The sequence below is a fragment of the Alteromonas sp. Cnat3-28 genome (assembly GCF_022348265.1).
Taxonomy (GTDB): domain Bacteria; phylum Pseudomonadota; class Gammaproteobacteria; order Enterobacterales; family Alteromonadaceae; genus Alteromonas; species Alteromonas macleodii.
In genome coordinates this window covers 1-23434 of the sequence record NZ_JAKREY010000026.1, presented here as the reverse complement: position 1 = coordinate 23434, position 23434 = coordinate 1, and the positions used below count along the sequence as shown (strand labels likewise).

Sequence of the window (23434 nt, the reverse complement as noted above, 5' to 3'; positions counted from 1 at the left end):
AGGGATATTTCCTCAGGCAGAGACATTTATCACTCTTTACTGAAAGAAATAGCGGAACGTCGCACCAATGGTGCGTGGCTGGTTCACCGTAAATCCAAGTCGAGCTCGTCCACCACGTTCTCTATCAAAGGATAGCTGCGCGTTTTCGTCGAACAGGTTGTTTGCATACAGTAATATTTCATAGTCATCGTAGGTAAGACCGAAGCTCATATTAAGCGTGCCGTAGTCGTCTAACAACAAGTCTAATTCCGTTGTTTCTGCGCCAGTGGCACCGCCAAAGGCAAGGCCTGAAGTGAATATACCTGCGCCTGCAACTTGGTCACTAGGCTGGGTTATACGGTCTCCCACGTACTGGTAAGAGCCTTGGAAATAGGTGCTGTTTGAAGAGAATAAAGGCTGCGCTAAATCGTAGGTAAATGCGATGGCAAAGCTCTCTTCAGGTACTGAAGCTAAGCGGTTACCGTCTTCTACGCCACCTAGTACCGCACCATCACCATCAACAACGGTTGAATCGAACTCGGCTTCAATGATGCTACCCGTTAATGAGAAAAAGAGCTGGTCAGTAAACTGACGCGTAAGCTCAAATTCAATACCTTGGGTGTGGGCGTCCGGCACGTTAAATGATACACGTGACGAGCAAGAACCAGCATCCAATGTAACCTGAAGATCTTCAATATCGTTATAGAAAGCTGAGATGTTAGCTGACCATCCACGACCTGATGATTTCATACCGATCTCATAGTTGGTGAGCTTTTCATCGTCATAGTCTTGGAACGAACCAAAGATTGCTTCATCTTGGTCGGTACACAGGCTTCTATTTAGCGGGTCATTTACACCGCCAAGTCTAAATCCTTGAGACACCTGAGCATTTAAGTTCACGTTTTCGTTTACGCTATACTGGCCGATAACGCGAGAAGTAAAGCCATCTGATTCTGTAGAATCGGTCTGGTTGTCGCCGTTGGCAAATAAGCCCCCAGAGATAAACTGACGCTCTTCTTCATAATCGTAAAAACGAGAGCCCACGGTCATTTTAAAGTCATCGTTCACTTGATAGTTCACTTCACCAAACACAGCAAGCTGCTTCAAGTCGTACGGTAAATAGGCGTTGTAGGGAGAATCAGCTTCAAAACCATTGGCAACCGCTGCTGACGTGCCTTCACCTAAGGTGGCGTCGGTAAATGCGTCGTACCCAGGGGTAGGGAGTGATTGGTCGTAAACACGCTCTGTAGAAGAGTAGAAAGCGCCAACTAGCCAGTCTAGCGCGCCATCGCCATTGGATGCGGCGCGAAGCTCAAAGGTATCTTGCTCTACTTCCGTTCTGTCTAATAAGTTCGACGGTAATAGTACGGCTTCATCAGGAAAACCTAAGTCGATACTTACTGAGCCCGAAAGCGCGCTGGCATCACGACTTACAAGAATATCGCGGTCGGTATAGCTATAAACAAAGGTAAAATCAGCAACGTCGGCTTGATATTCAGCAGTTACGTCAGCAATCAAGGTATCGTCAGAGAAGCCTTCTTCAAGCAGCAGGTACTGTTCTCGTTCACCCAATTGAATAGCTGGGCGGGTCGTTGTGTAAGGGTTAGCAAACACATTATACACTTCCTGTCTATTAAACCCGTTCATTTCCAATTCTTGGAAGATAAGTCGTGGTGTAATCGTGAGCTTATCGTTGGGTGCGATAATGAAAGCTACGCGTCCGCCAGTTCTATCGCCGTCGTTAACGTCTTCGCTAAACGCGCCGTTTTCACCTAACGCATCTATAAAGCCTGCGTAATCAGTGCGGTATACCACCGCGCGCATGGCGATGGTGTCGGAAATAGGTATGTTTACCATGCCCTTAACGTGACCGCCCACACCACCGTCTGTCACACTATTAAGATTAGCTTCAAACTTACCTTCAAAGGTATCTAACTCGGGCTGATTGGTGATGTAGCGAAGGGTTCCGCCGATAGAGCCAGATCCAAAAAGCGTACCTTGCGGACCGCGCAGGGTTTCAATGCGGTTAAGGTCGAAAAGGTCGAGATCTGGAGTAAATAAAGACAGCGAGATCACGCTTTCATCGAGGTATACGCCGACCTGCTCCTTAACGCCTGGTTGGTCTCGTACAATTTGACCCGCTGAAACGCCACGCATAGATACTTGGCTTTGGCCTGGTCCTAAGTTTTGAATTGAGACGCTCGCCACGTTTCTAGCGACGTCTTCTAAGTTTCCTGCACCGCTGCGTTCAAAGTCTCGCTGCGTTTGTGCGTTGATTGAAAAAGGAATGTCTTCAATGGATTCTGCACGCTTTGTTGCAGTTACTATGATCTGCTCAAAGTCATCGTCATCCTTTTGTTGTGTGTCCTGCGCCATTGCACCGGAGCTAAGCAGCCCCATTACCGCAACGCTAAGTGTGCTTCGTCTAAACGACGATTTTTCTATTTTAAACATAAGTCCATCCAGGTTGGTTGTTTCTATTTTGTTATCAGGCAAGGGCGTAATGTGGCAAAAAAGTTGGGCTATTTCCATAACTTGCGAAACAAATATTTCATTTTTTGTTGTATCTAATGCGGTACGTTTTGCTTGTTAAATTTGTGTTAATTGGAAGTGTGTGGGGAATGTGCGTCTAAAAGGTCAAAAGAAGCGTCTATCTGGCTAATTACAAAAGCAATAATCTAAGTATCATCTTTATGAGAGAGGTGTTGACCCTAAGAGCAAAAATGACTGAGTGATAAAAGCAAGCGGCAGCAATCGGTTTATATCAGCGTCACAGTAAAAGCTGATGGGTTAATTAGAAAGTACAACATGAAAGCATTGTTCAACAGTTAAAGCTAAGAAGGCGAGTAATAGAGTGGAGAAGGCAGTGAATACAAGCGGTGTAGTAAAAGGGGTCTTAGCAATTGTTATCGCAAGCTTTCTGTGGGGGACAACAGGCACTGCCGCTCAGTTCGCTCCAGAAATCAGTCCTCTGGCAATCGGTGCCTTTGCAATGGGTATAGGCGGTGTATTGCTTTATGTTAGTGCCCGAAAATCACTAGTAAAGGATGCACCTATTCTTTTTTCTACACCACTGACCTTTCTGTTTGGCAGTGCATGTGTTGCAATTTATCCGCTGGCCTTTTACAGCTCAATGCGTTTGTCAGGCGTTGCCATTGGCACCGTGGTTTCTATCGCCAGTGCACCACTATTCGCTGCGCTTTTAGAGTACTTTTTAAGTAAAAAGCCCGTGCCTTTAAAATGGTTCATTAGTTTTGTATTTGGTGCGTTTGGGATTGGCATGTTAGCCATGGGTAAGGCACACGACGCAATGGCGTTGTCAGCATCTAAAGATGATCAGGTGTTCGGCGTTATATTGGGTTTAATTGCAGGTTTAACTTACGCTGGATACTCATGGGCCGCGAAGCAACACATTGACGCTGGCGCAAATTCAAAATCTGCCATGGCCGGACTTTTCGGTTGCGCTGCCGTTGCTCTGTTGCCTTCCCTCTGGTTTACCGGTCAAAACTTGTTTGCTAACACTATCCACATTAGCGTTTCACTCTATATGGCTGTTGTGCCGATGTTTCTTGGTTATTTGCTATTTGGCTATGGTCTTCGCACTACCGAAGCGAGTAAAGCTACGCTTATTACGTTAATTGAGCCACTGGTTGCGACACTTTTCGCTATTTTTCTGATTGGTGAAGTATTCAAGCCGGTGGGGTGGGTTGGCATGACGCTGGTGTGTCTTTGCCTTTTAATCCAATCGATAAAATTTCCCTTTGCTTTAAAGCGCTATGGCAAAAAAGCAACGGCGTAATGTTGAAACTGCGTGTGGCTTATAATGAAAAGTCAGAATACTTGTTAAGTATTCTATCAATTTGACCCGTTTGTTTTAATTCAGCAATGGCGCGGTTAATGGCGGGGAGCTTATCTTTATGTCGATTGTGAATACGCAACGCCATATTGCCTGCGGTATGGATGGGGCCCAGCGCTAAGAAAAGATTGCTCTCGGCTTGAAGTCCATTCTGACAAACTTATCAGAATCAAAATACACATAGCCGAAGACCATCCCTACGGTTTCTCCGTAAACAGAACTTAATGAACGGCGCTTTCTTCGCTATTTCTTTCAATACTTGCCCAATGCTCAACTTTGTCGATGAGGTCAATAGCATCAAAAGGTTTACTTAGGTAATCGTCCATTCCGGCGTTAACGCAGCGCTCTTTGTCACCTTTCATGGCATTGGCGGTTAGTGCGATGATCGGCACGTTTAAATAGCGTTCTCCGGCCTCACCATTTCTTATGCGTTTAGTTGCTTCAAAGCCGTCCATTTCCGGCATTTGACAGTCCATCAAGACAACATCAAAGGTCACTTTCATTTTGTTCAACGCTTCAAGTGCCTCTAGGCCTGATTTGGCACTCAATGTAGTGTGGTTATTTAGGTGCTGTTTAACAATAACCTGATTAATGTCGTTGTCTTCGACAATTAATACTTTGCGTTTTTTCCCTTTTTCCCGTTTCACTCCTGAGGAGTGGTGAACTGGCTTAAGCAGGGCTTCGTCGGCTTGTTCAAGCATAATAGTAAAAGAAAACGTGCTTCCGTGACCTTTAACGCTCTCAAGTTTTATATCGCCGCCCATGAGTTCGCATAATTGTTTGCTAATAGAAAGTCCAAGGCCTGTTCCGCCGAATTTGCGAGTTGTAGAAAGGTCTTCTTGGGTAAAGACATCAAAGATTGTACTTTGCTTATCTTGTGCGATACCAATGCCGGTGTCTTTTACGCTACATAAAAGCTTAAGGCTGTTATCTGCGTTTTGCTGAATGCTGGTGGTGACTTCAATGCATCCACTGTCGGTGAACTTCACGGCATTACCTAACAAGTTCGAGAGTATTTGTCTAAAGCGTACATCATCGCCTTGTACAACGTGAAAGCCTTGTAAATCAAAGTGAAAATGTAGCGCTAACCCTTTTTCTTGGCACATAATCGCGTACTGACTTTGAAGGTTTTCAAGCGATTCTAAAATGTCGAATGGGTGTTCTTCAATTTGCAATTGGCCAGCTTCAATTTTAGAGAAGTCCAAAATATCATTTACGATATGTAAAAGGCCTTGGATACTAAACTTAGCAAGAGACAGGTAGTGCTTTTGCTCCTCAGTGAGTTCAGAGCTAGCCATTAACTGCAAAACACCAGAAATACCGTGTATTGGCGTGCGTATTTCATGGCTCATACTAGCGAGGAAGCTCGATTTAAGACGGGCAGACTCTTCCGCTTTTTCTCGCGCATCCTGAAGATACTGTTCGGTTTGTCGTTGTTGAGTAACGTCCTGTTGAAACCCGATATAGTGAGTGACTTCACCATTTATTTTTACCGGCGTTAAATTCAAACGATTATAAAAGGCGCTGCCGTCTTTTTTATAGTTGAGCAGCGTCGTTTCAATAGGCTCGCGCACTGCAATAGCCTTGCGGATTTGGTCAACTGTCTGCTTGCTGGTTTCATCGCCCTGCATCGACCTGCAATTATGACCGATTATTTCTTCACGATTGTAGCCTGTAAGCTCTTCAAAGGCACTGTTTACGTATATTATTGGTTGGCCGACGCGCTTAATGTCCGAAATGATGATCGACACGGTTGCTTCATCCATAGCGTGAGTGAGCACTTTAACGTGACTTTCAAGAGAGCGTTGTTCAGTTTCGTCGCTACCAACATAGATATCACCACGAATATTGCCATTAGCATCGGCCAGTGATGTTTTAGTCCAATGAACATACCGCTCTTGGCCGGTTGATACCGAAAAGTGTGTAAGTTCATTGCTCTGTGAAGAAGCGAGCTTTTGCATAATGAACTTCAAAATACCGTTCTTTTCACCGTACTGGTCATGACAAAAGTCGTCGAAGCGCTTGTTAGAAAGTAAAATTTGCTTGTCTTGATCAACCACAACAAGCATATCGCCCATTGACTCCAACACGTTGGAAAACTGTTCGTTAGACAGTGAAACCTCTGTTAGATCCCAAATCAGTTTGTCAAACGCTTCGCGAATATCCGCAAGTTCTTGGGCCTCAACGTCACTATCAAGGCGTAGTGAGGTCTTATCATCACTGTTTAGTCGATTCTTAATGTCATTGTACAAAGTCGAAAGTGTTCGCTCGGCAAGCGTTCCCGTCATACTCACCATATGCAAAATGATAAATACGAAGCCTACAATCATTGCCAGCAATACAATCCCAGTCCATGCGGCTTCTCTGTATGCGGTGATGGTGGGTTTCACGCTGTATAAGGTTAGATTTTGCCAATCAGCCTTTTTTATAGCGTAGCCGCTGTCATCAAAATCGGAAAAGCTTGAGTTGGGAGCAATGAGTGAGGGCTCACTGCTAAACAGGACATGCCCACTAGAGTCGGTAACAAGCTGGTTAGTCAGTCTGGGATAGGGCGCGAGCAAAGACTGCAAGCTATCCACATACATGACAAGTGCGCCTTCCGCTACGCCTCTAAGTAACACTGGAACGCTTATTAAGACGCCGTACTTTGATACCGAGGAGTATGCATTAGATGAACCAAGGGTTTGCTGGCGCCATGCACTACTGAGCGACTCGGGGACAACAGCATTCCAGTTTTTATCAATCACCCGGTTCCCGGCAAAATCAAATAGCGCAAACTCGACACTTTTCGCCTGAGTTAAATTTAACGAGCGGAAAAACATGGGAAGGTAATTATCCCTTTGCTCGAAATCAACCAAAGAATTGATGATGATATCGTTAGCTGCCAAGTCTGCTAGCTGTCTAGTGGTGTCGCTAACAATGTAATTGATATCTTGTTCTAAACCATCAACGGATTGTTGTTGAAGCTGGTCGGTTTGTTTAACAATGAAGTGGAAAGAGAGAGCAAACAGAATGATAGACAAAACCGCGACGAGTAAAACCAGTCGCGGTAACATGCTTGAAAGCAGAAGAGAGCGTAACCTTGGGGGCTGCTGCATCATTGCACGCCCGTTGTTACCAAGTGACCTTTTTCGTTAAACGTAGTCATAAAATAATCCTTTGCCCAGAGTGCATCGTGTCTGTCCTCTGAAAATGGAGCTGTGTAGTGCTTCACTGCACCTTGCACATTTTGAAGAGACTCTAGCGCACCGCGTAATGCGTCTACTTCTATACTACCAGCTTTCGCGGCAGCTGCCGCGATTAAATGAGTTAAATCATAAGCATGAGCCAAACCTGTCACACCACCAATCGCAGTCGCATCCACCAAGCCATACTTACTATAATAGGCTTCTAACAAGCTTTTCGCCTTGGTATTTTTCTGGTGGTTGAAGTGGAAGGTTTGAAGTACTGAAACATTGTAGTTAGCGATGGGCTTTGCAAGTAAAGAGGCGAACTGACCCGACGCGACTCCCCAATGCGACACAACAGGGAGAGAGGCGATGCCTTGTTTTGCCATCTCATCGAGTACCACAACACCTTCAGGAACGTTAGTGACAAGAATAATCGCTTCCGCTTTCGCGCTTTTTATTGCCGCGATATCCTCAGAAAAGTCTTTCTGCTGCCAATTTATCCATTGGGTTGCTGTTATATCAATATCATTATTACTTGCAGCTTGTGTTAATGATTCAAGGTTTGAGCGTCCCCATCCTGTTCTTTCCAATACCAACGCGATATTTGAAAGCCCCATATATTTGACGTGATTAATTAGGACTGACGCTGCTTCAGCGTCGCGTACCGACACGCGAAATATGTTATTCGGTGAGTGCCCGTTGTCGATAATAGGCGTCCCCGCTGCCCAAGGAACCAACATCAAAATGTTTTTTTCGTGTATTGGGTCGACTTCAGCGAGAACTACAGGTGTATGAACGCCGCCTACTACCGCAAGTAAATTGGGAGTTTGGGAAAATTGCTCAATGTTATATACACCTCGAGCTGGGTTGCCGCGATGGTCTTTCGCAATAACTTTTATTTGACGACCTAGAATCCCACCAGCGGCATTTATTTCGTCGACGGCAAGCTCGACCCCTCTTGTAATAGCGATGCCACCTTCAACAGCTACCGCTGAAAGATCGGCATCAATACCAATCACCAGAGGTTCCGTTGAACTTAATGCTTTACTTGCAGTAAAAATTGAAAAGACGCAAGCCAGCGAGAGAAAGATAGAAAGTGCACGCATGAATAGGCTACCTAAATGTTAACCTTAAAAGTGTATAGCAATGCGCTCAGTCTTTTAGCGTAAACGTCTTATCCTTTAGTATAAGTTTGATGCTTTTTTGAGAGCTTTTACGAGATTTTTGAGCGCTGGCGACGGGTTGGTGTACTAAACGAGTGCGCATTAATTGTGGCACGATTCTACTATTAGCTTATATTTCGAGAAGAGTGGTTGTACATTTGCTAAACAGTGCTCGACGTTGTTTAGTTGTTCCTCTGGTGACGAGGTAGCAGTAAAACCGCCTGATAAAAATGGTTTGCGTATGTTGCAAGCAAGGATAAACAGCGGTTTGGAGCGTGAGTGCGAAAGAATACCCTGCCAACAATAATAGACATTGAAGCAAGTGGATTTGGCGCAGCGAGTTACCCTATTGAAATAGGTATCGTGCGCTATGATGGTGCAAAGTGGTGTAAGCTACTTCGGCCCTTTGACTCGTGGGTTCACTGGGATCGAAAAGCGGAGTCACTGCACGGCATAACGCAGCAGATGCTGCAAACTCGAGGAGAAGAGCCTCGAAAAGTCTGTTTTGAGTTAAATAACTTCCTTGGCAATACGGTGGTTTACAGTGACGGTTGGGTCGTTGATAACCCGTGGCTAATTAAGCTCTACGCCGCAGCGCAGGTAGAAATGTCTTTTACGTGTAGAGCATTGGAATATATTTTGTCTGAAGCACAAATGAATCAATGGCATGAGGTGAAAAGCCGTCTTGCGAGCCAACTTGATGTTAAGCGTCATAGAGCGAGTTCCGACGCGATGGTAATTCAACAGACTTACGCAAAAACCTTATCATTGGCATAACGGCAACTACGTTTCGTCTTTATGATGGGGTTTAATACTAAAAGCACACTGTGAATGCAATGTAGCGGTGACCTAAAACAAGGATGACTTAAAACAAGTAATTGACGCCCAATGAGAGAGCCATATTCTCTTCTTCCCCAACTTGCCTATGTTCAAGTTCTACCGCCATGTTTAAACCCTCGCTTTTGCCAAGCAGCCAGCCCAACCGAGTAAAAGTACCTACATCATGAGGTAAATAAAGCCACTCTGCGTAATGCTGAAAGGCGGTATTGTTGGTTTTGTACGTTGCATAGACCTTTTGCGGAACCCAAGTGTTAAACCGCCGGCTGGCGCTAAACATACCTTGTGACCCCGCTGGGTAGGTATAACTGTTGTCGTATAGATAAGTTTCGGTTGTAGATTGAATGCGGTACATACTATTTAGCTGCCACCGGGCTATTTTTTTGCTTTTGAATTGGATAGGGCTGTAGTGGGGAGCATTCATTTCCGCGAGCACGGGGGAAGCCGCCATAGACGCAGCCAAAGTAAGTGCCAGAAGAATACCAGTAACCACATTCATGGAAGAGCCCAAGTTGTTGTTATCATGGCTTGTAAACAACCAGAAACTACAAGCGATAGTGTGTTCGTTATTTAAGCATAGCTGCAAAAAATAGATGATGAAAATATTCTTTGCTGTTTTTTATTTGTTTCGTTGATTTTGCGAGCCAAATAAAAACGCCGCTAGTTTATACAAACACTTTTTTGCAAAGCGTTATAAAAACTGAGCGGCGTATTTAAAAGCGTTATTGGGTTATCGAATTAAATCGATGCTTTTAACGCTTCTGCTTTATCTGTTGCTTCCCATGGGAATTCGTCACGACCAAAGTGACCGTACGCAGCCGTTGGGCGATAAATAGGGCGCTCAAGGTCTAGCATTTGAATAAGTCCATACGGGCGTAGGTCGAAGTGTTCACGGACCAGTGCTACTAACGTTTTCTCATCTACCACACCTGTACCGAAGGTATCGATGCTGATAGACGTTGGCTCTGCCACACCAATTGCATAAGACACTTGGATTTCACAGCGCTTAGCAAGACCTGCTGCAACAATGTTCTTAGCAACGTAACGACCCGCGTATGCTGCACTGCGGTCTACTTTTGATGGATCTTTACCAGAGAACGCGCCACCACCGTGACGGGCCATACCACCGTAAGTATCAACAATGATTTTACGACCTGTTAAGCCACAGTCGCCCATTGGACCACCGATAACGAATCGTCCCGTTGGGTTAATGTGAAAGCGTGTATTTCCATCAATCCATTCACTAGGCAGCACTGGCTTAATAATTTCTTCCATTACCGCTTCGCGAACTGTTTCAGTGCTTACTGAATCACAGTGCTGGGTTGAAAGCACAACCGCGTCGATGCCAACAGGCTTGTCGTTTTCATATTTGAAAGTAATTTGGCTTTTAGCATCTGGGCGTAACCAGTCTAGCTTACCAGATTTACGCACTTCGGCTTGTTTTTGAACAAGGCGGTGAGAGTACGTGATTGGCGCAGGCATTAGTACGTCAGTTTCGTCGCTAGCGTAGCCAAACATTAGACCTTGGTCACCAGCACCTTGTTCTTCAAGGCTTGCGCGATCAACACCTTGATTGATGTCAGGTGACTGTTTGCCAATAGCATTTAATACCGCACATGAATCAGCGTCGAAGCCCATATCTGAGTGCGTGTAGCCAATTTCTTTAACTGTTTTTCGGGTAAGCTCTTCAATATCTACCCATGCAGAGGTAGTTACTTCACCACCCACCAAAACCATACCGGTTTTTACATACGTTTCGCAGGCCACCCGAGCGCGAGGATCTTGTTCTAAAATAGCGTCAAGAACCGCATCTGAGATCTGATCAGCAATTTTGTCCGGATGTCCTTCAGACACTGACTCGGATGTGAATAAATGCGTGGCCATAAATGCTCCGTAAGCGTTAAATTATCAAAATAGTCGTATATTGTACTAAAACAAGTTATAAATACCAGTCTTTACTTCTAGACGTCTAAAAGTCTCTTCGTTACGAATAGTTGACACAACCCGATCACTAATGGGGTTATCCAGGACGAAATTGGTAAAGCGAATGATGTACTAGTAAAACCAGACGTTAGATATAACCGTTTTTGATGTATTGGGAATACGTGATGGATAAGGTATAGACCATTTTTTACTAAGACTTTCACTATTGGCAATCAAAACCCATTGAACTGTAAGGTGGCATAGGTAAGAATAACGCCACATTCATTCGTATAAAGAAGTAGAGCGAACGCCTTACCTCTACGCTCGTCTAGCTTGCCTAGCCCGCTAAGATACGAAACAAAAGATACAAAATAAATCAGGAGACAACATGCCCTCTCGTCGTGAACTCGCCAATGCAATCCGTGCATTAAGCATGGATGCCGTTCAACAAGCTAAATCTGGTCACCCAGGTGCCCCAATGGGGATGGCTGATATCGCACAGGTACTATGGGGTGATTTCTTATCACACAACCCTGCAAACCCATCTTGGGCTAACCGCGATCGCTTTGTGCTTTCAAATGGTCACGGCTCGATGCTGTTGTACTCTCTTCTTCACCTTTCGGGCTACGAACTGCCAATAGAAGAATTAAAGAACTTCCGCCAATTGCATTCAAAAACGCCAGGCCATCCTGAGTACGGTTATGCGCCAGGTGTTGAAACGACCACTGGCCCACTAGGCCAAGGTATCAGTAATGCTGTGGGTATGGCGCTTGCCGAGAAAGTGCTAGCGGCACAATTCAACAAAGATGGTCACAATATTGTTGACCACCACACCTACGCATTCTTAGGCGATGGCTGCTTGATGGAAGGTATCTCACACGAGACATGTTCACTAGCCGGCACACTAGGCCTTGGTAAGCTTATCGCGTTTTGGGATGACAACGGCATTTCAATTGATGGCGAAGTAGAAGGCTGGTTCACTGACGATACACCAGCACGCTTTAAGAGCTACGGTTGGGAAGTGATCGATGGCGTTGACGGTCACGATGCAGAGCAAGTAAAAGCCGCTATTGAAAAGGCGCAAGCGAACACCGCGCAGCCTACGCTTATTTGTTGTAAAACCACTATTGGCTTCGGCTCGCCTAATAAAGAAGGTACCGAGTCTTGTCACGGTGCACCACTAGGTGAAGATGAAATTGTAGCCACTCGCGAAAAGCTTGGCTGGAGCCATGGCGCGTTCGAAATTCCAGACGATATTTACGCGGGTTGGGATGCTAAAGAGAAAGGTTCAAACGCGGAGAGCGCGTGGAATGACGCTTTCGCGGCATACGAAGCCGCTTACCCAGAGCTTGCGGCAGAGTTCAAACGCCGCGTAAATGGCGAGTTGCCAGCAGATTTCAGCGAAAAAGCAGATGCAATTATTGCTGAGCTTCAAGCTAACCCACAAAATATTGCTTCACGTAAAGCGTCGCAAAATGCACTAAACGCATTTGGTCCACTACTTCCTGAGCTATTAGGCGGCTCTGCTGACCTTGCTGGTTCTAACCTTACTATTTGGGAAGGCAGCAAAGGCGTTGAAGCGAACGATGCGTCAGGTAACTACATTTATTACGGTGTACGTGAGTTTGGTATGTCTGCCATGATGAATGGTATTGCCCTTCACGGTGGCTTTAAGGCATACGGTGCAACCTTCCTAATGTTCATGGAATATGCACGCAATGCGGTACGTATGGCAGCGCTAATGAAGCAGCCTGCAATTTTCGTTTACACCCACGATTCAATTGGTCTAGGTGAAGACGGCCCAACACACCAGCCAGTAGAGCAGGTGGTTGCGCTACGTGCAACGCCTAATCTTGATAACTGGCGTCCTTGTGATCAGGTTGAGTCTGCTGTGTCGTGGAAGTCTGCTATTGAGCGCACTGACGGCCCAACAACACTAATCTTCACACGCCAAGGCTTAGCACAGCAAGAAAGAACGGCTCAACAAGTTGCAGATATCGCTAAAGGCGGTTACGTACTTAAAGACTGTGAAGGTACGCCAGAGCTTATTCTTATTGGTACCGGTTCTGAGGTTCAGCTAGCCGTTGAAGCAGCAGCGAAACTGACCGAGCAAGGCAAAGCCGTTCGCGTAGTGTCTATGCCATCAACTGACGTATTTGACCGACAGTCTGCTGACTACCGTGAAAGTGTACTACCTTCTAGCGTAGTTAAACGCGTAGCGGTTGAAGCCTTGTCTAAAGATAGCTGGTACAAGTACGTTGGCTTTAATGGTGCTATCGTAGGCATGGACACCTTTGGTGAATCTGCACCTGCGGGCGACCTGTTCAAGCACTTCAACATTACCACTGACGCTGTAGTAGAGGCTGCACTGTCTCTGTAAGAGGTAATAGATAAGCCTATGGTAAATATTGCCATAAATGGGTTTGGTCGTATTGGTCGTAACGTGTTGCGCGCGCTGTATGAAAGTGGGCGCAACAACGAATTTAACGTGGTGGCCATTAACGACATTGCTAAACCCGAAGGCATAGCACATTTACTTAAATACGACACCGCCCACGGGCGGTTCCGTTTTGATGTGGCCTTAGAAAATAACACGCTTAATGTCGCAGGTGACGATATTACGCTGCTTGCGGTAAACGATATTAAAGACCTACCCTGGAAAGACTTAGGCGTTGATATTGTGCTTGAGTGTACGGGCAAGTTTGATGACAGAGCATCGGGGCAAGCACATTTAGATGCAGGCGCTGGCAAAGTGCTTTTCTCGTCACCCGGGTCACCAGATTTAGACAATACGGTCATTTTCGGAACCAACGAAGACACGTTGACCAGTGAACAAAAATTAGTCTCCAACGGCTCTTGCACCACAAACTGCATTGTTCCTGTTATCCAAGCGCTAGACGCTGCGTTCGGTGTTGAAAGTGGTACGATCACAACCATTCACGCGTCTATGCACGACCAGCAAGTTATCGACGCCTATCACGAAGATTTGCGCAGAACCCGTGCTGCAAGTCAGTCGATTATTCCCGTTGATACCCGACTTGCTGCCGGTATAGAGCGCATTCTGCCTAAGTTTGCGGGAAAATTCGAAGCCATTGCGGTTCGAGTGCCAACTATCAATGTTACTGCCATGGATTTGAGTGTAACGCTTCAATCTAAGGTAACGATTGAGCAAGTGAACCAAGCCCTTCGCAATGCAAAAGCGGGGCGTTTACAGGGCATTTTGGACTACACCGAAGAGCCTTTGGTGTCGGTAGATTTCAATCACGACCCTCACTCGTGTATTGTAGATGGCACACAAACAAGAGTCAGTCACAAACAACTGGTTAAAACACTAGTATGGTGTGACAACGAATGGGGTTTTGCAAACCGTATGCTCGATACCGCAAAAGTGATGTTCGACGCAAAATAAAGCATTGATGCTGCCAAGGGTTGGTAGCACCAGCCCGCGCAGCTTTCACAGTTAATTTGAGCGTGTCTTACCTTCAAAACACGCTCTACTGAATTTAAATTAACATAGGAAAGACGATGGCAATTCCAAGCATGAGCGATATGGCCCTAAAAGGTCAGCGCGTATTAATTAGACAAGATTTAAACGTGCCGGTAAAAGACGGCAAAGTAACTTCTGATGCGCGTATCAAAGCATCAATCCCTACGATTAAAGCAGCCCTAGACGCAGGTGCGGCAGTTATGGTGATGTCTCACCTTGGTCGCCCTACTGAAGGCGAGCCTGCTGATGAGTTCTCCCTTCAACCTGTTGTTGATTACCTTAACGACGCCCTAGATGTGCCGGTAAAGCTAGTAAAAGATTACCTAGACGGTGTTGAGCTTAGCGAAGGTGAGCTCGTCATTCTTGAAAACGTTCGCTTCAATAATGGCGAAAAGAAAGACGACGAGACACTGGCAAAACAGTACGCAGCACTTTGCGATATCTTTGTTATGGATGCGTTCGGTACTGCTCACCGCGCACAAGCGTCTACTCATGGCGTTGCTAAGTTTGCACCAAAAGCCTGTGCTGGCCCATTACTTGCTGCAGAATTAGACGCACTTGGCAAAGCGCTAGACAACCCTAAACGTCCAATGGTTGCTATTGTGGGTGGCTCTAAAGTATCTACCAAGTTGACCGTGTTAAAAACATTGGCTGAAAAAGTTGATCAGCTGATTGTTGGTGGCGGTATTGCCAACACTTTCATTGCTGCTCAAGGCCATAATGTGGGTAAGTCACTAGTAGAGATGGACCTTACCGAGCAAGCCACGCAGCTTATGAATGAAGCGCAGGCGAATGGCGGTAATATTCCAGTACCTACAGATGTGGTCGTGGGCAAAGCGTTTGATGAGAATACCGAAGCGACGCTAAAAGTAGTCAGTGACGTTGCCGACGACGATATGATTTTTGATATTGGTCCAGATTCTTCAAAGGCGTTAGAGGACATTATCAAGAACGCGGGAACCATTGTATGGAATGGCCCTGTAGGCGTATTTGAATTTGAACAGTTCAGTGCTGGAACAAAAGCGCTGTCTGAAGCGATTGCGGCAAGCGACGCATTCTCAATCGCAGGTGGTGGTGATACACTAGCAGCAGTTGATAAATACGGGATTGCCGATAAGGTCTCTTATATTTCAACAGGTGGTGGCGCGTTCCTAGAATTCTTGGAAGGCAAAACACTACCAGCGGTAGCAGTACTAGAAGAAAAAAATAAATAAGCCTGGGCGCTGCATGTAAACGCAGCGTTTTAAAGCTCTAGATAGCTGAGGCCTAGTACAAACGTTACCCCATAAGTGTCACGCTCAGTAACAGCATTTTTGAGCGTGACCTTTTAATCGGAAACGATTACACCTGCGAAACAGTGAAGTACGCAGGCATAAATACCAACTTTATTACAGATGTGTTTACTTAAGGTGCTGGCATGCTGCGTCTGAGACAAACAGATCTTTAATAGAATTGGTATAACAATAAACCCTACACCTGTCTATTAAGGCAGTAATATACAAAAGGAGTGTTGCAATGGCATCACAAGCTCAGCAGGCAATGCTGGATAAACTGAAGACGCAAACCGGTTTTATTGCAGCGTTAGATCAAAGCGGCGGTAGTACCCCTAAAGCGTTGCGCTTATACGGCATCGAAGAGTCAGAGTATAGCTCAGACGAAGAGATGTTTAATCTTGTTCACGAAATGCGTACACGCATTATCACCAGCACCCCTTTTAGCGGCGAGCGCGTTCTTGGCGCAATCTTGTTTGAAAACACCCTTGATAGAGAAATTGAAGGCATGTCTTCTGCACACTACCTGTGGCAGAAGAAGCGCGTAATTCCGTTCCTAAAGGTAGATAAAGGATTAGCTGAAGAAAGCAATGGCGTGCAGGTAATGAAGCCAATGCCAGGTCTTGATGCACTGCTAGCTAAAGCGGTGGCGCAAGATGTATTCGGCACTAAAATGCGCAGTGTTGTTAAGCTTGCGAATCACCAAGGTATTAAAGACGTTGTTGCTCAGCAATTTGAAGTGGGTAAGCAAATTTTAGCTGCGGGCCTTGTTCCAATCATTGAGCCAGAAGTGGATATTCACAGTCCACAAAAAGCGGAAGCAGAAGCATTACTTAAGCTAGAGATTTTGACCCAGCTTAATCTGCTAAACGAAGGTCAGGAAGTCATGCTTAAGCTTACGCTTCCGACAGAAGCAAACTTCTATAAAGAGCTTGTTGACCATCCTCGCGTACTCAAAGTAGTGGCGCTATCTGGTGGCTATAGTCGCGAGGAAGCAAACGCGAAGCTGGCAGAAAACCAAGGTATGATCGCGAGTTTCTCTCGCGCACTGACAGAAGGCGTATCTGCACAGCAAACTCAAGAAGAGTTTGAAGCAACGCTTGATACTGCAATTGAAGGTATCTACCAAGCGTCTAAAGCTTAATTCTCTCCTTTTAAATTGATTGTAAAGAGCGCCTAATGGCGCTCTTTTTCGTTGTGCGGTTTTATCACTTCTTATTCCATTTCGCTTTTGTCGATTCTGAAAACGTGCAATCGCTTATTGCCTGCGTTTACTAGCAAGAATGTTTCTTGTAAAAGCGTAATCGCCTGTGTAGCATAACGCCTCAATTTTCCTTATATAATTGAATTTCTGGAATAATCATCGGTGAATAATCATCAGTACATGAAGCAGTACACCATATACGCATTAATTGCGTTGTTGTTTACTTGCTTATCTGGACTTAAACAGGATTACAAGCCGATCACGTTCAAGCATCATTTTGATGCTTCTATCTCAGAATATTCATTTGAATTTGATACTGAGGAAAGTGCGCCGGAAGAGCCCGTCCCGCCACAAAATGTTGTGCTGGATTACATTACGGACTCCTTCACGGATACCGCAAAACCACGTCCGCGTGGGCTTTTCAAAACATCCCTTAACTACGCAACGCCGTTAACCCGAGCGCCGCCTATTGCTTAGTTTTTTAGGTTTAGCGGTTATTGGCTACCTAAAAAACACGTTAATTCGATATTCCTAACAACGCGCCAGCGCTTTGCTGGATGTTTTTGCGTGCTTAATTATCAGCGGTGAACCTATTTGCTGAAAGCGCGCTAGTGGCATGCTGTCTTTTTATAAGGCATGTCACGATTAGCCTTTTTATTACGAATTTACATTATGAGCAAAAAAGCACTTCTTGCAGTAAGCATTGTTTCCGCACTTTTAGGTGGTTGTGGACATGAAGAACATGCTGCGCATCACGAAAAACTTCAATTCAACGTTACTCATCCTATCGTACAAGACACAACGCTGGTAAAAGAGTACGTCAGTCAGATACGTGCCATTCAACATATTGAAGTTAGAGCTATGGAAAAAGGCTATCTTCAATCGACCTTTGTTGATGAGGGACAAACGGTAGAACGTGGCCAGCCCATGTTCAAAATAATGCCGAACGTATATGAAGCTGAACTACACCGCGCTGAAGCCGAGGCTAAATCGGTAGAGATGGAGTACAAAAATACAAAGTCGCTTGTTGAACAAAACATTGTTTCTCCTAACGAACTTGCCGTCATAGAAGCACAGCTTCAAAAAGCTCAGGCTGAAGTTGAACTGGCAAAGACTCACTTAGCATTCACAGATATCAAAGCGCCGTTCACAGGCAAAATGGACCGACTGGAAGCTCGAACGGGAAGTTTGCTTGATGAGGGCGAACTGCTCACCACATTGTCTGATATCAGCACAATGTGGGTGTATTTCAATGTGCCTGAATCAGAGTATTTAAAGTACGCGCAGAACAGCGCATCAAATGATCAAACGTCAGTGCGATTAAAGCTTGCCGATGGCAGTATTTACGCGCATCAAGGCGTGATAGATGCCATTGAAGCTGATTTTGATAATCATACCGGTACCATTGAAATGCGTGCGTCTTTCCCTAACCCAGACCAACTGCTAAGACATGGGCAAACCGGTAATGTCATGGTGGATATTGCCTATCCGGATGCTTTAGTTATTCCTCAGAAAGCCACATTCGAAATTCTCGATCAAAGCTTTGTATATGTGCTGGATAGCGAGAACAAGTTAGCAACCCGCCACATTAACATCGCTGCAGAACTCCCTAACATCTATCTGGTTTCAGACGGACTAGCGCCGGACGACACTATTTTGATTGAAGGACTGCGAAGAGTTTCGAACGGCGATGAGATAGAGCCTGAACTTATTTCAGCCAGCGACACATTAGCTGAACTGTCACTGCACGCAGAATAAGGGGGCGCTATGTTTGGAGTTTTTATTAAACGTCCAGTGATGGCCATCATGCTATCGCTGATGATTATATTTTTGGGCGTGTTGTCGGTGTTTAGCCTACCCACGTCACAGTTTCCAGATATTGCTCCGCCGCGAGTGCTTATTTCTCTGGCATATCCCGGTTCGAGCGCTGATGTATTGGTGAAGTCATCGCTGGTTACCATTGAGCGTTCAATCAACGGTGTGCCGGGCATGAAGTACATCGTGTCTGATGCGACCAGCGCGGGTGAAGCCACCATTCAAGTTATCTTCGATTTAGATGTAGATCCGAATCAGGCGCTCATTAATGTGAAAACGCGGCTTGACCAGATCATGAACCGGCTGCCCCAGCTCGTGCAGTTAGAAGGGGTGGTACTAGAGCGGGTTCAGCCTAGCATGTTGATGTACATAAACGTTTATAGCACGGACGAAACGGCTGATGAAAAGTTTCTGTACAACTATTCCAATATCAACCTTATCCCAGAGATACAGCGGGTAAACGGTATTGCCAGTGCAAAAATATTGGGAAGTCGCCAGTACGCCATGCGAATTTGGTTAAAGCCTGATCGCATGCGTGCTTACAATGTTTCTGTAGATGAGATCATGGAATCGATAGACGAGCAAAGCTTGATTGGACGCCCTGGACGACTTGGCAGAAGCTCAGGCATTACTGCTCAGTCCAAAGAATACGTGCTTATTTACGAAGGACGTTACGACGAGCCTGAAGAATATAAAAATATCATTATTCGCGCCGATTCCGACGGTCGCTTGCTCAAATTAGGTGATATTGCCGATGTTGAGTTAAGTAGTGAATTTTTCGATATTTATTCAAACAAAGACGGATATCCTTCCGCTGCCATAGTACTTAAGCAGAACTACGGAAGCAGTGCCAACGAGGTTATTTCTCAGGTGAAAGCCACTATGGCTGAACTAGAAAAAACGTTTCCAGAAGGCATGAAGTACGAAATCAACTACGATGTTTCCAAGTTTCTAGATGCCTCTATTGAACAAGTGCTGCATACCTTGTTTGAAGCCTTTATTTTGGTTTCCTTGGTGGTGTTCATCTTTCTGGGTGACTGGCGCTCCACATTGATCCCGCTTCTTGCTGTGCCGGTTTCACTGGTAGGGACGTTTTTCTGCATGCAGGCCACAGGGGTGAACATAAACCTTATTACTCTGTTCGCATTGGTACTAGCTATAGGGATTGTGGTGGATAACGCTATCGTTATCGTAGAGGCCGTACATGCGAAAATGGAAGAGAGCAGCAGCCTAACCCCTTATATGGCGACCCAACAAGTACTGGGCGAAATGGGGGGAGCTATTATCGCGATTACACTGGTGATGACGGCGGTTTTTGTGCCCCTTATTTTTATGACGGGCCCGGTAGGTGTCTTCTATCGCCAGTTCTCTATTACCATGTCATCGTCAATTATCATCTCGTGTATTGTTGCGCTTTCATTAACGCCAGTGCTGTGTGCAATGTTGCTTAAAAACCCTCATTCACACACAAGGAAAGCAACGCCATTAAGCAAGTTTATTGATGGATTCAACCATTATTTCAATAAGTTAACCGGTCGTTATACAGGCATTATCAAAGCTATCGTTACGCGCCGCAGTGTTACTGTAGTGCTGCTTGCGGGCTTTGTGGTAAGTACCTTTGGCGTTAATCAGGCATTACCTACAGGCTTTATTCCCGGTGAAGACCAGGGGCAAATCTATGCCATTATTCAAACACCGCCAGGCAGTACCCTTGAAGCGACGAATACAGTAGCCCGAGAGTTGCAAAGCTTGGCGCTGGACGTTGAAGGCGTCTCCTCGGTGTCCTCGCTTGCTGGCTATGAAATCCTTACGGAAGGTCGAGGTTCAAACGCGGGTACCTGCTTGATTAACCTTGAAGATTGGGCTAATCGCGAACAGTCGGTACGTGACATTATTGAAGAACTAGAAGCCAAAACACACCACTTAGGTGCAGTGATTGAGTATTTCGAACCGCCTGTTGTGCCGGGTTATGGCGCGTCGTCAGGGTTATCATTTCGTTTACTTGATAAAACCAACACTACCGACTATCAAGAGTTCGACCAAATCAACAAAGCCTTCATGGAAGAACTCGGTAAACGTGATGAGCTAAAAGGTTTATTCACGTTTTACGCGGCCGATTATCCTCAATACAAAATTGAGATAGATAACCAAGCTGCAATGCAGAAAGGGGTATCTATTGGCGCGGCCATGGAGAATTTGAATATTCTTATTGGTAGTACTTATGAGCAAGGCTTCACGCGCTTTAATAACTTCTTCAAAGTGTACACACAAAGTGCACCGGAATATCGTCGTTATCCCAGTGACTTATTGGATTACTACGTGAAAAACGAAGAAGGTGAAATGGTGCCTTACTCGGCCTTTATGAAGCTGATTAAAACCCAAGGCCCTAATGAAATTACACGCTACAACCTTTATACCTCGGCAGCAATTCGTGCAGAGCCTGCAGCAGGGTATACCTCGGCGCAAGCGATAAAAGCAGTTGAGGAAGTAGCGGCTGCAACCCTGCCAAAAGGATATGACATAGGTTGGGAAGGCCTGTCATTTGACGAGGCTAAACGAGGCAATGAAGCCATCGTTATCTTTGCCGTAGTATTGTTGTTTGTATATATCGTGCTGGCATCACAATATGAAAGTCTGCTTCTACCTTTTGCAGTCATTCTTTCACTACCTACCGGTATTCTCGGCTCATTCCTGTTTCTCAAAGGAATGGGGCTGGCCAACGACGTTTATGCGCAGCTTGGCTTAGTTATGCTGGTTGGGTTACTCGGCAAAAATGCCGTGCTTATTGTGGAATACGCAGTGCAAAAAAATCAGCAGGGCTTATCGATTGCTGACGCGGCAGTTGAAGCGGCCAAACAGCGCTTCCGTCCAATCTTAATGACATCGTTCTCGTTTGTAGCAGGGCTAATTCCGCTTGTTATTGCAACGGGGGCAGGCGCAGTGGGAAATAGAACTATTGGTGCTTCTGCCTTAGGCGGTACTTTGTTCGGCACTATTTTTGGTGTGCTGGTTATTCCTGGGCTTTACTACTTGTTCGCCAAACTTGAAGAAGGTAAGTCATTAATCAAAAACGAAGATCATGTCCCTCTTACTGAAACTTACCACTATAACGATGAGGTGCTAAGCGATGACAAATAAAAAGCGATTTACCTATAAGCCGCTGTGGTTAGCGCTTAGTAGTGCGTTGTTAGTACAGGCATGTGCCATTCCTACCATTGAAACGCGAAACCCTAAACTAGATTTGCCAGAGCAGTTTAACGCGAGAGTTTCGCAAATGGATACTCAGGCTGGTCAAGGGATTAACCAGAGTACACAAGCAAATATTCGATGGAGTGAGTGGTTTAACGACCCTACGCTTTCTGCGCTGGTGGATACGGCGGTTAAGAACAACCAAGAGGTGTCTATATTAATTCAACGCATTAATATGGCGTCGAATGAAGTGTATGCACGGGAAGGGGAATATTTGCCTCGACTCTCTGCGGGGGTAGCCGCTGAAACCGAAAAGGTAGGCGAATATACCCGGGAAGGCGCAGTAGAAGAACAGTTAAATATCAAGGAGGATAAAGAATTTCCCGACCCGCTGGCAAACTTAAAGCTAGGCCTTAATGCATCGTGGGAAATTGACGTTTGGCATAAGCTGAGAGATGCGTCTAAAGTGGCCTCGCTTGAATACTTGGCGTCGGTTGAAAGTAAGAACTTTTTCGTTACCCAGTTAGTATCTGAAGTTGCGCGTACTTACTATGAACTGCTGGCGCTAGATAACAAGCTAGAGAATCTTGACTCGACCATTTCGCTACAGCGCAATGTTATTCACACTATTAATGCGTTGAAAGAATACGGGCGGGCGTCATCGCTACCCGTTGCGCGCTTTAACGCGGAAGTGAAGAAAAACGAGAGCGAGCGTTACTTGATTGAGCAGGAAATCCTAGAGAAAGAGAACACGCTCAATCTGTTATTAGGACGCACTCCACAGCCCATTCAAAGGGACAGTAACGTGTTGCTCAGCGCCGAGCTAAAAAGCCCGCAGGTGGGTGTACCCTCTACGCTATTAGACAATCGCCCTGATATAAAACAAGCTGCACTCACGCTCCAAGCAGCAGAGTTAAATATCGATGTGGCTAAAGCCAACTTCTACCCTTCTTTTGAGCTAAAAGCAGGGGTAGGTTTATCGGCGTTTGATAGTCGTTACTTGTTTAATGTGCCTGAGTCATTGGCATATTCCTTATCTGGTGATGTTTTTGCGCCATTAATAAACCGCAGGGCGATTGAGGCGGTTTATCAAAATGCCAGCGCCGAACAAATTGAAGCGGCTTACGAATATGAACTGACCGTTTTAACGGCGGTAGCTGAAGTAACAAACAGTTTATCGAAGCTTGATAATTTGGAGAAAAGTGCTGAAGCACGGCGTCATCAAATTGCTTCACTCGAACAGTCGATTGATATTGCCAATAGGCTTTTTTCGTCAGCTCATGGTGAATATTTAGAGGTGCTGCTTGCGCAACGAGAAGCACTGGAAGCGCGTAGCGAGTTTATAGAAACTCGTCAGCAGCAAATGGCCGCACTGGTCGATTTGTATCAGGCACTCGGAGGCGGATGGCAGTCTGACCCGTCCTAAGATAGGTTGACAGTTTTTAGGCCAGCTCCAGTAGCTGGCCTTTTTGTTTGTGCACCTGATTAGGAGTTTTCATATCCAAACTAAGGTGCGGCCTCATTTCGTTGTAAATCTTAA

16 protein-coding genes are annotated in these 23434 nt (G+C 45.6%); 10 read left to right on the top strand and 6 right to left on the bottom strand.

Going from position 1 to position 23434, the window contains the following annotated elements; all coding sequences use genetic code 11:
- Positions 1-36: 36 nt before the first annotated feature.
- Entirely contained in the window at positions 37-2433 is a 2397-nt protein-coding gene (locus MHM87_RS18270; protein WP_239260529.1) for a TonB-dependent receptor, read from the bottom strand.
- A gap of 400 nt (positions 2434-2833) precedes the next feature.
- On the opposite strand from MHM87_RS18270, the gene MHM87_RS18265 reads away from it, so the two are divergent.
- Positions 2834-3778 (top strand): EamA family transporter, encoded by a 945-nt coding sequence (locus MHM87_RS18265; protein ID WP_239260527.1) that lies wholly within the window; start codon positions 2834-2836, stop codon positions 3776-3778.
- Between the two features lie 19 nt (positions 3779-3797).
- Here MHM87_RS18265 and MHM87_RS19910 read toward each other — a convergent pair whose 3' ends face one another.
- The 3 genes from MHM87_RS19910 to MHM87_RS18255 all read right to left on the bottom strand — a co-directional run bounded on the left by MHM87_RS19910 (position 3798) and on the right by MHM87_RS18255 (position 8111).
- The gene (locus tag MHM87_RS19910; protein ID WP_275443921.1) at positions 3798-3923 is read right to left on the bottom strand and encodes a hypothetical protein; all 126 of its coding nucleotides are present in this window, start codon (positions 3921-3923) and stop codon (positions 3798-3800) included.
- 133 nt (positions 3924-4056) lie between these two features.
- Complete coding sequence (locus MHM87_RS18260; RefSeq protein ID WP_239260525.1) at positions 4057-6936, bottom strand: ATP-binding protein; 2880 nt, start codon at positions 6934-6936, stop codon at positions 4057-4059.
- Complete coding sequence (locus tag MHM87_RS18255) at positions 6933-8111, bottom strand: ABC transporter substrate-binding protein (RefSeq protein ID WP_239260523.1); 1179 nt, start codon at positions 8109-8111, stop codon at positions 6933-6935. The genes MHM87_RS18260 and MHM87_RS18255 overlap by 4 nt, the downstream gene beginning before the upstream one ends.
- Before the next feature lie 336 nt (positions 8112-8447).
- Here MHM87_RS18255 and MHM87_RS18250 point away from each other — a divergent pair, with 336 nt between their 5' ends.
- Complete coding sequence (locus MHM87_RS18250) at positions 8448-8945, top strand: exonuclease domain-containing protein (protein ID WP_239260521.1); 498 nt, start codon at positions 8448-8450, stop codon at positions 8943-8945.
- 88 nt (positions 8946-9033) lie between these two features.
- Here MHM87_RS18250 and MHM87_RS18245 read toward each other — a convergent pair whose 3' ends face one another.
- Entirely contained in the window at positions 9034-9504 is a 471-nt protein-coding gene (locus tag MHM87_RS18245; RefSeq protein ID WP_014975740.1) for a hypothetical protein, read from the bottom strand.
- A 239-nt stretch (positions 9505-9743) separates the two neighbouring features.
- A complete protein-coding gene (gene metK / locus MHM87_RS18240; protein WP_014948382.1) occupies positions 9744-10889 on the bottom strand; it encodes a methionine adenosyltransferase in 1146 nt (381 codons plus the stop codon).
- 427 nt (positions 10890-11316) lie between these two features.
- Between metK and tkt the strand changes: the two genes are divergently transcribed.
- The 8 genes from tkt (at position 11317) to MHM87_RS18200 (ending at position 23320) form a co-directional block, all read left to right on the top strand.
- The gene (gene tkt, locus MHM87_RS18235) at positions 11317-13308 is read left to right on the top strand and encodes a transketolase (protein ID WP_239260519.1); all 1992 of its coding nucleotides are present in this window, start codon (positions 11317-11319) and stop codon (positions 13306-13308) included.
- An 18-nt stretch (positions 13309-13326) separates the two neighbouring features.
- On the top strand, positions 13327-14337 hold the full coding sequence (epd, locus tag MHM87_RS18230; RefSeq protein ID WP_039219548.1) for an erythrose-4-phosphate dehydrogenase: 1011 nt from the start codon (positions 13327-13329) through the stop codon (positions 14335-14337).
- Positions 14338-14453: 116 nt separating this feature from the next.
- Positions 14454-15629 (top strand): phosphoglycerate kinase, encoded by a 1176-nt coding sequence (locus MHM87_RS18225; RefSeq protein ID WP_014948385.1) that lies wholly within the window; start codon positions 14454-14456, stop codon positions 15627-15629.
- A gap of 301 nt (positions 15630-15930) precedes the next feature.
- Positions 15931-16830 (top strand): fructose bisphosphate aldolase, encoded by a 900-nt coding sequence (locus MHM87_RS18220; protein WP_131136011.1) that lies wholly within the window; start codon positions 15931-15933, stop codon positions 16828-16830.
- 222 nt (positions 16831-17052) lie between these two features.
- Positions 17053-17367, top strand: a complete 315-nt coding sequence (locus MHM87_RS18215; protein ID WP_230633693.1) for a hypothetical protein — start codon at positions 17053-17055, stop codon at positions 17365-17367.
- Between the two features lie 195 nt (positions 17368-17562).
- Positions 17563-18648, top strand: coding sequence for an efflux RND transporter periplasmic adaptor subunit (locus tag MHM87_RS18210; protein WP_039224934.1), 1086 nt, complete (start codon positions 17563-17565; stop codon positions 18646-18648).
- A gap of 9 nt (positions 18649-18657) precedes the next feature.
- Entirely contained in the window at positions 18658-21843 is a 3186-nt protein-coding gene (locus MHM87_RS18205; protein WP_075176026.1) for an efflux RND transporter permease subunit, read from the top strand.
- The gene (locus MHM87_RS18200) at positions 21833-23320 is read left to right on the top strand and encodes an efflux transporter outer membrane subunit (protein WP_239260517.1); all 1488 of its coding nucleotides are present in this window, start codon (positions 21833-21835) and stop codon (positions 23318-23320) included. The genes MHM87_RS18205 and MHM87_RS18200 overlap by 11 nt, the downstream gene beginning before the upstream one ends.
- Positions 23321-23434 lie beyond the last annotated feature (114 nt).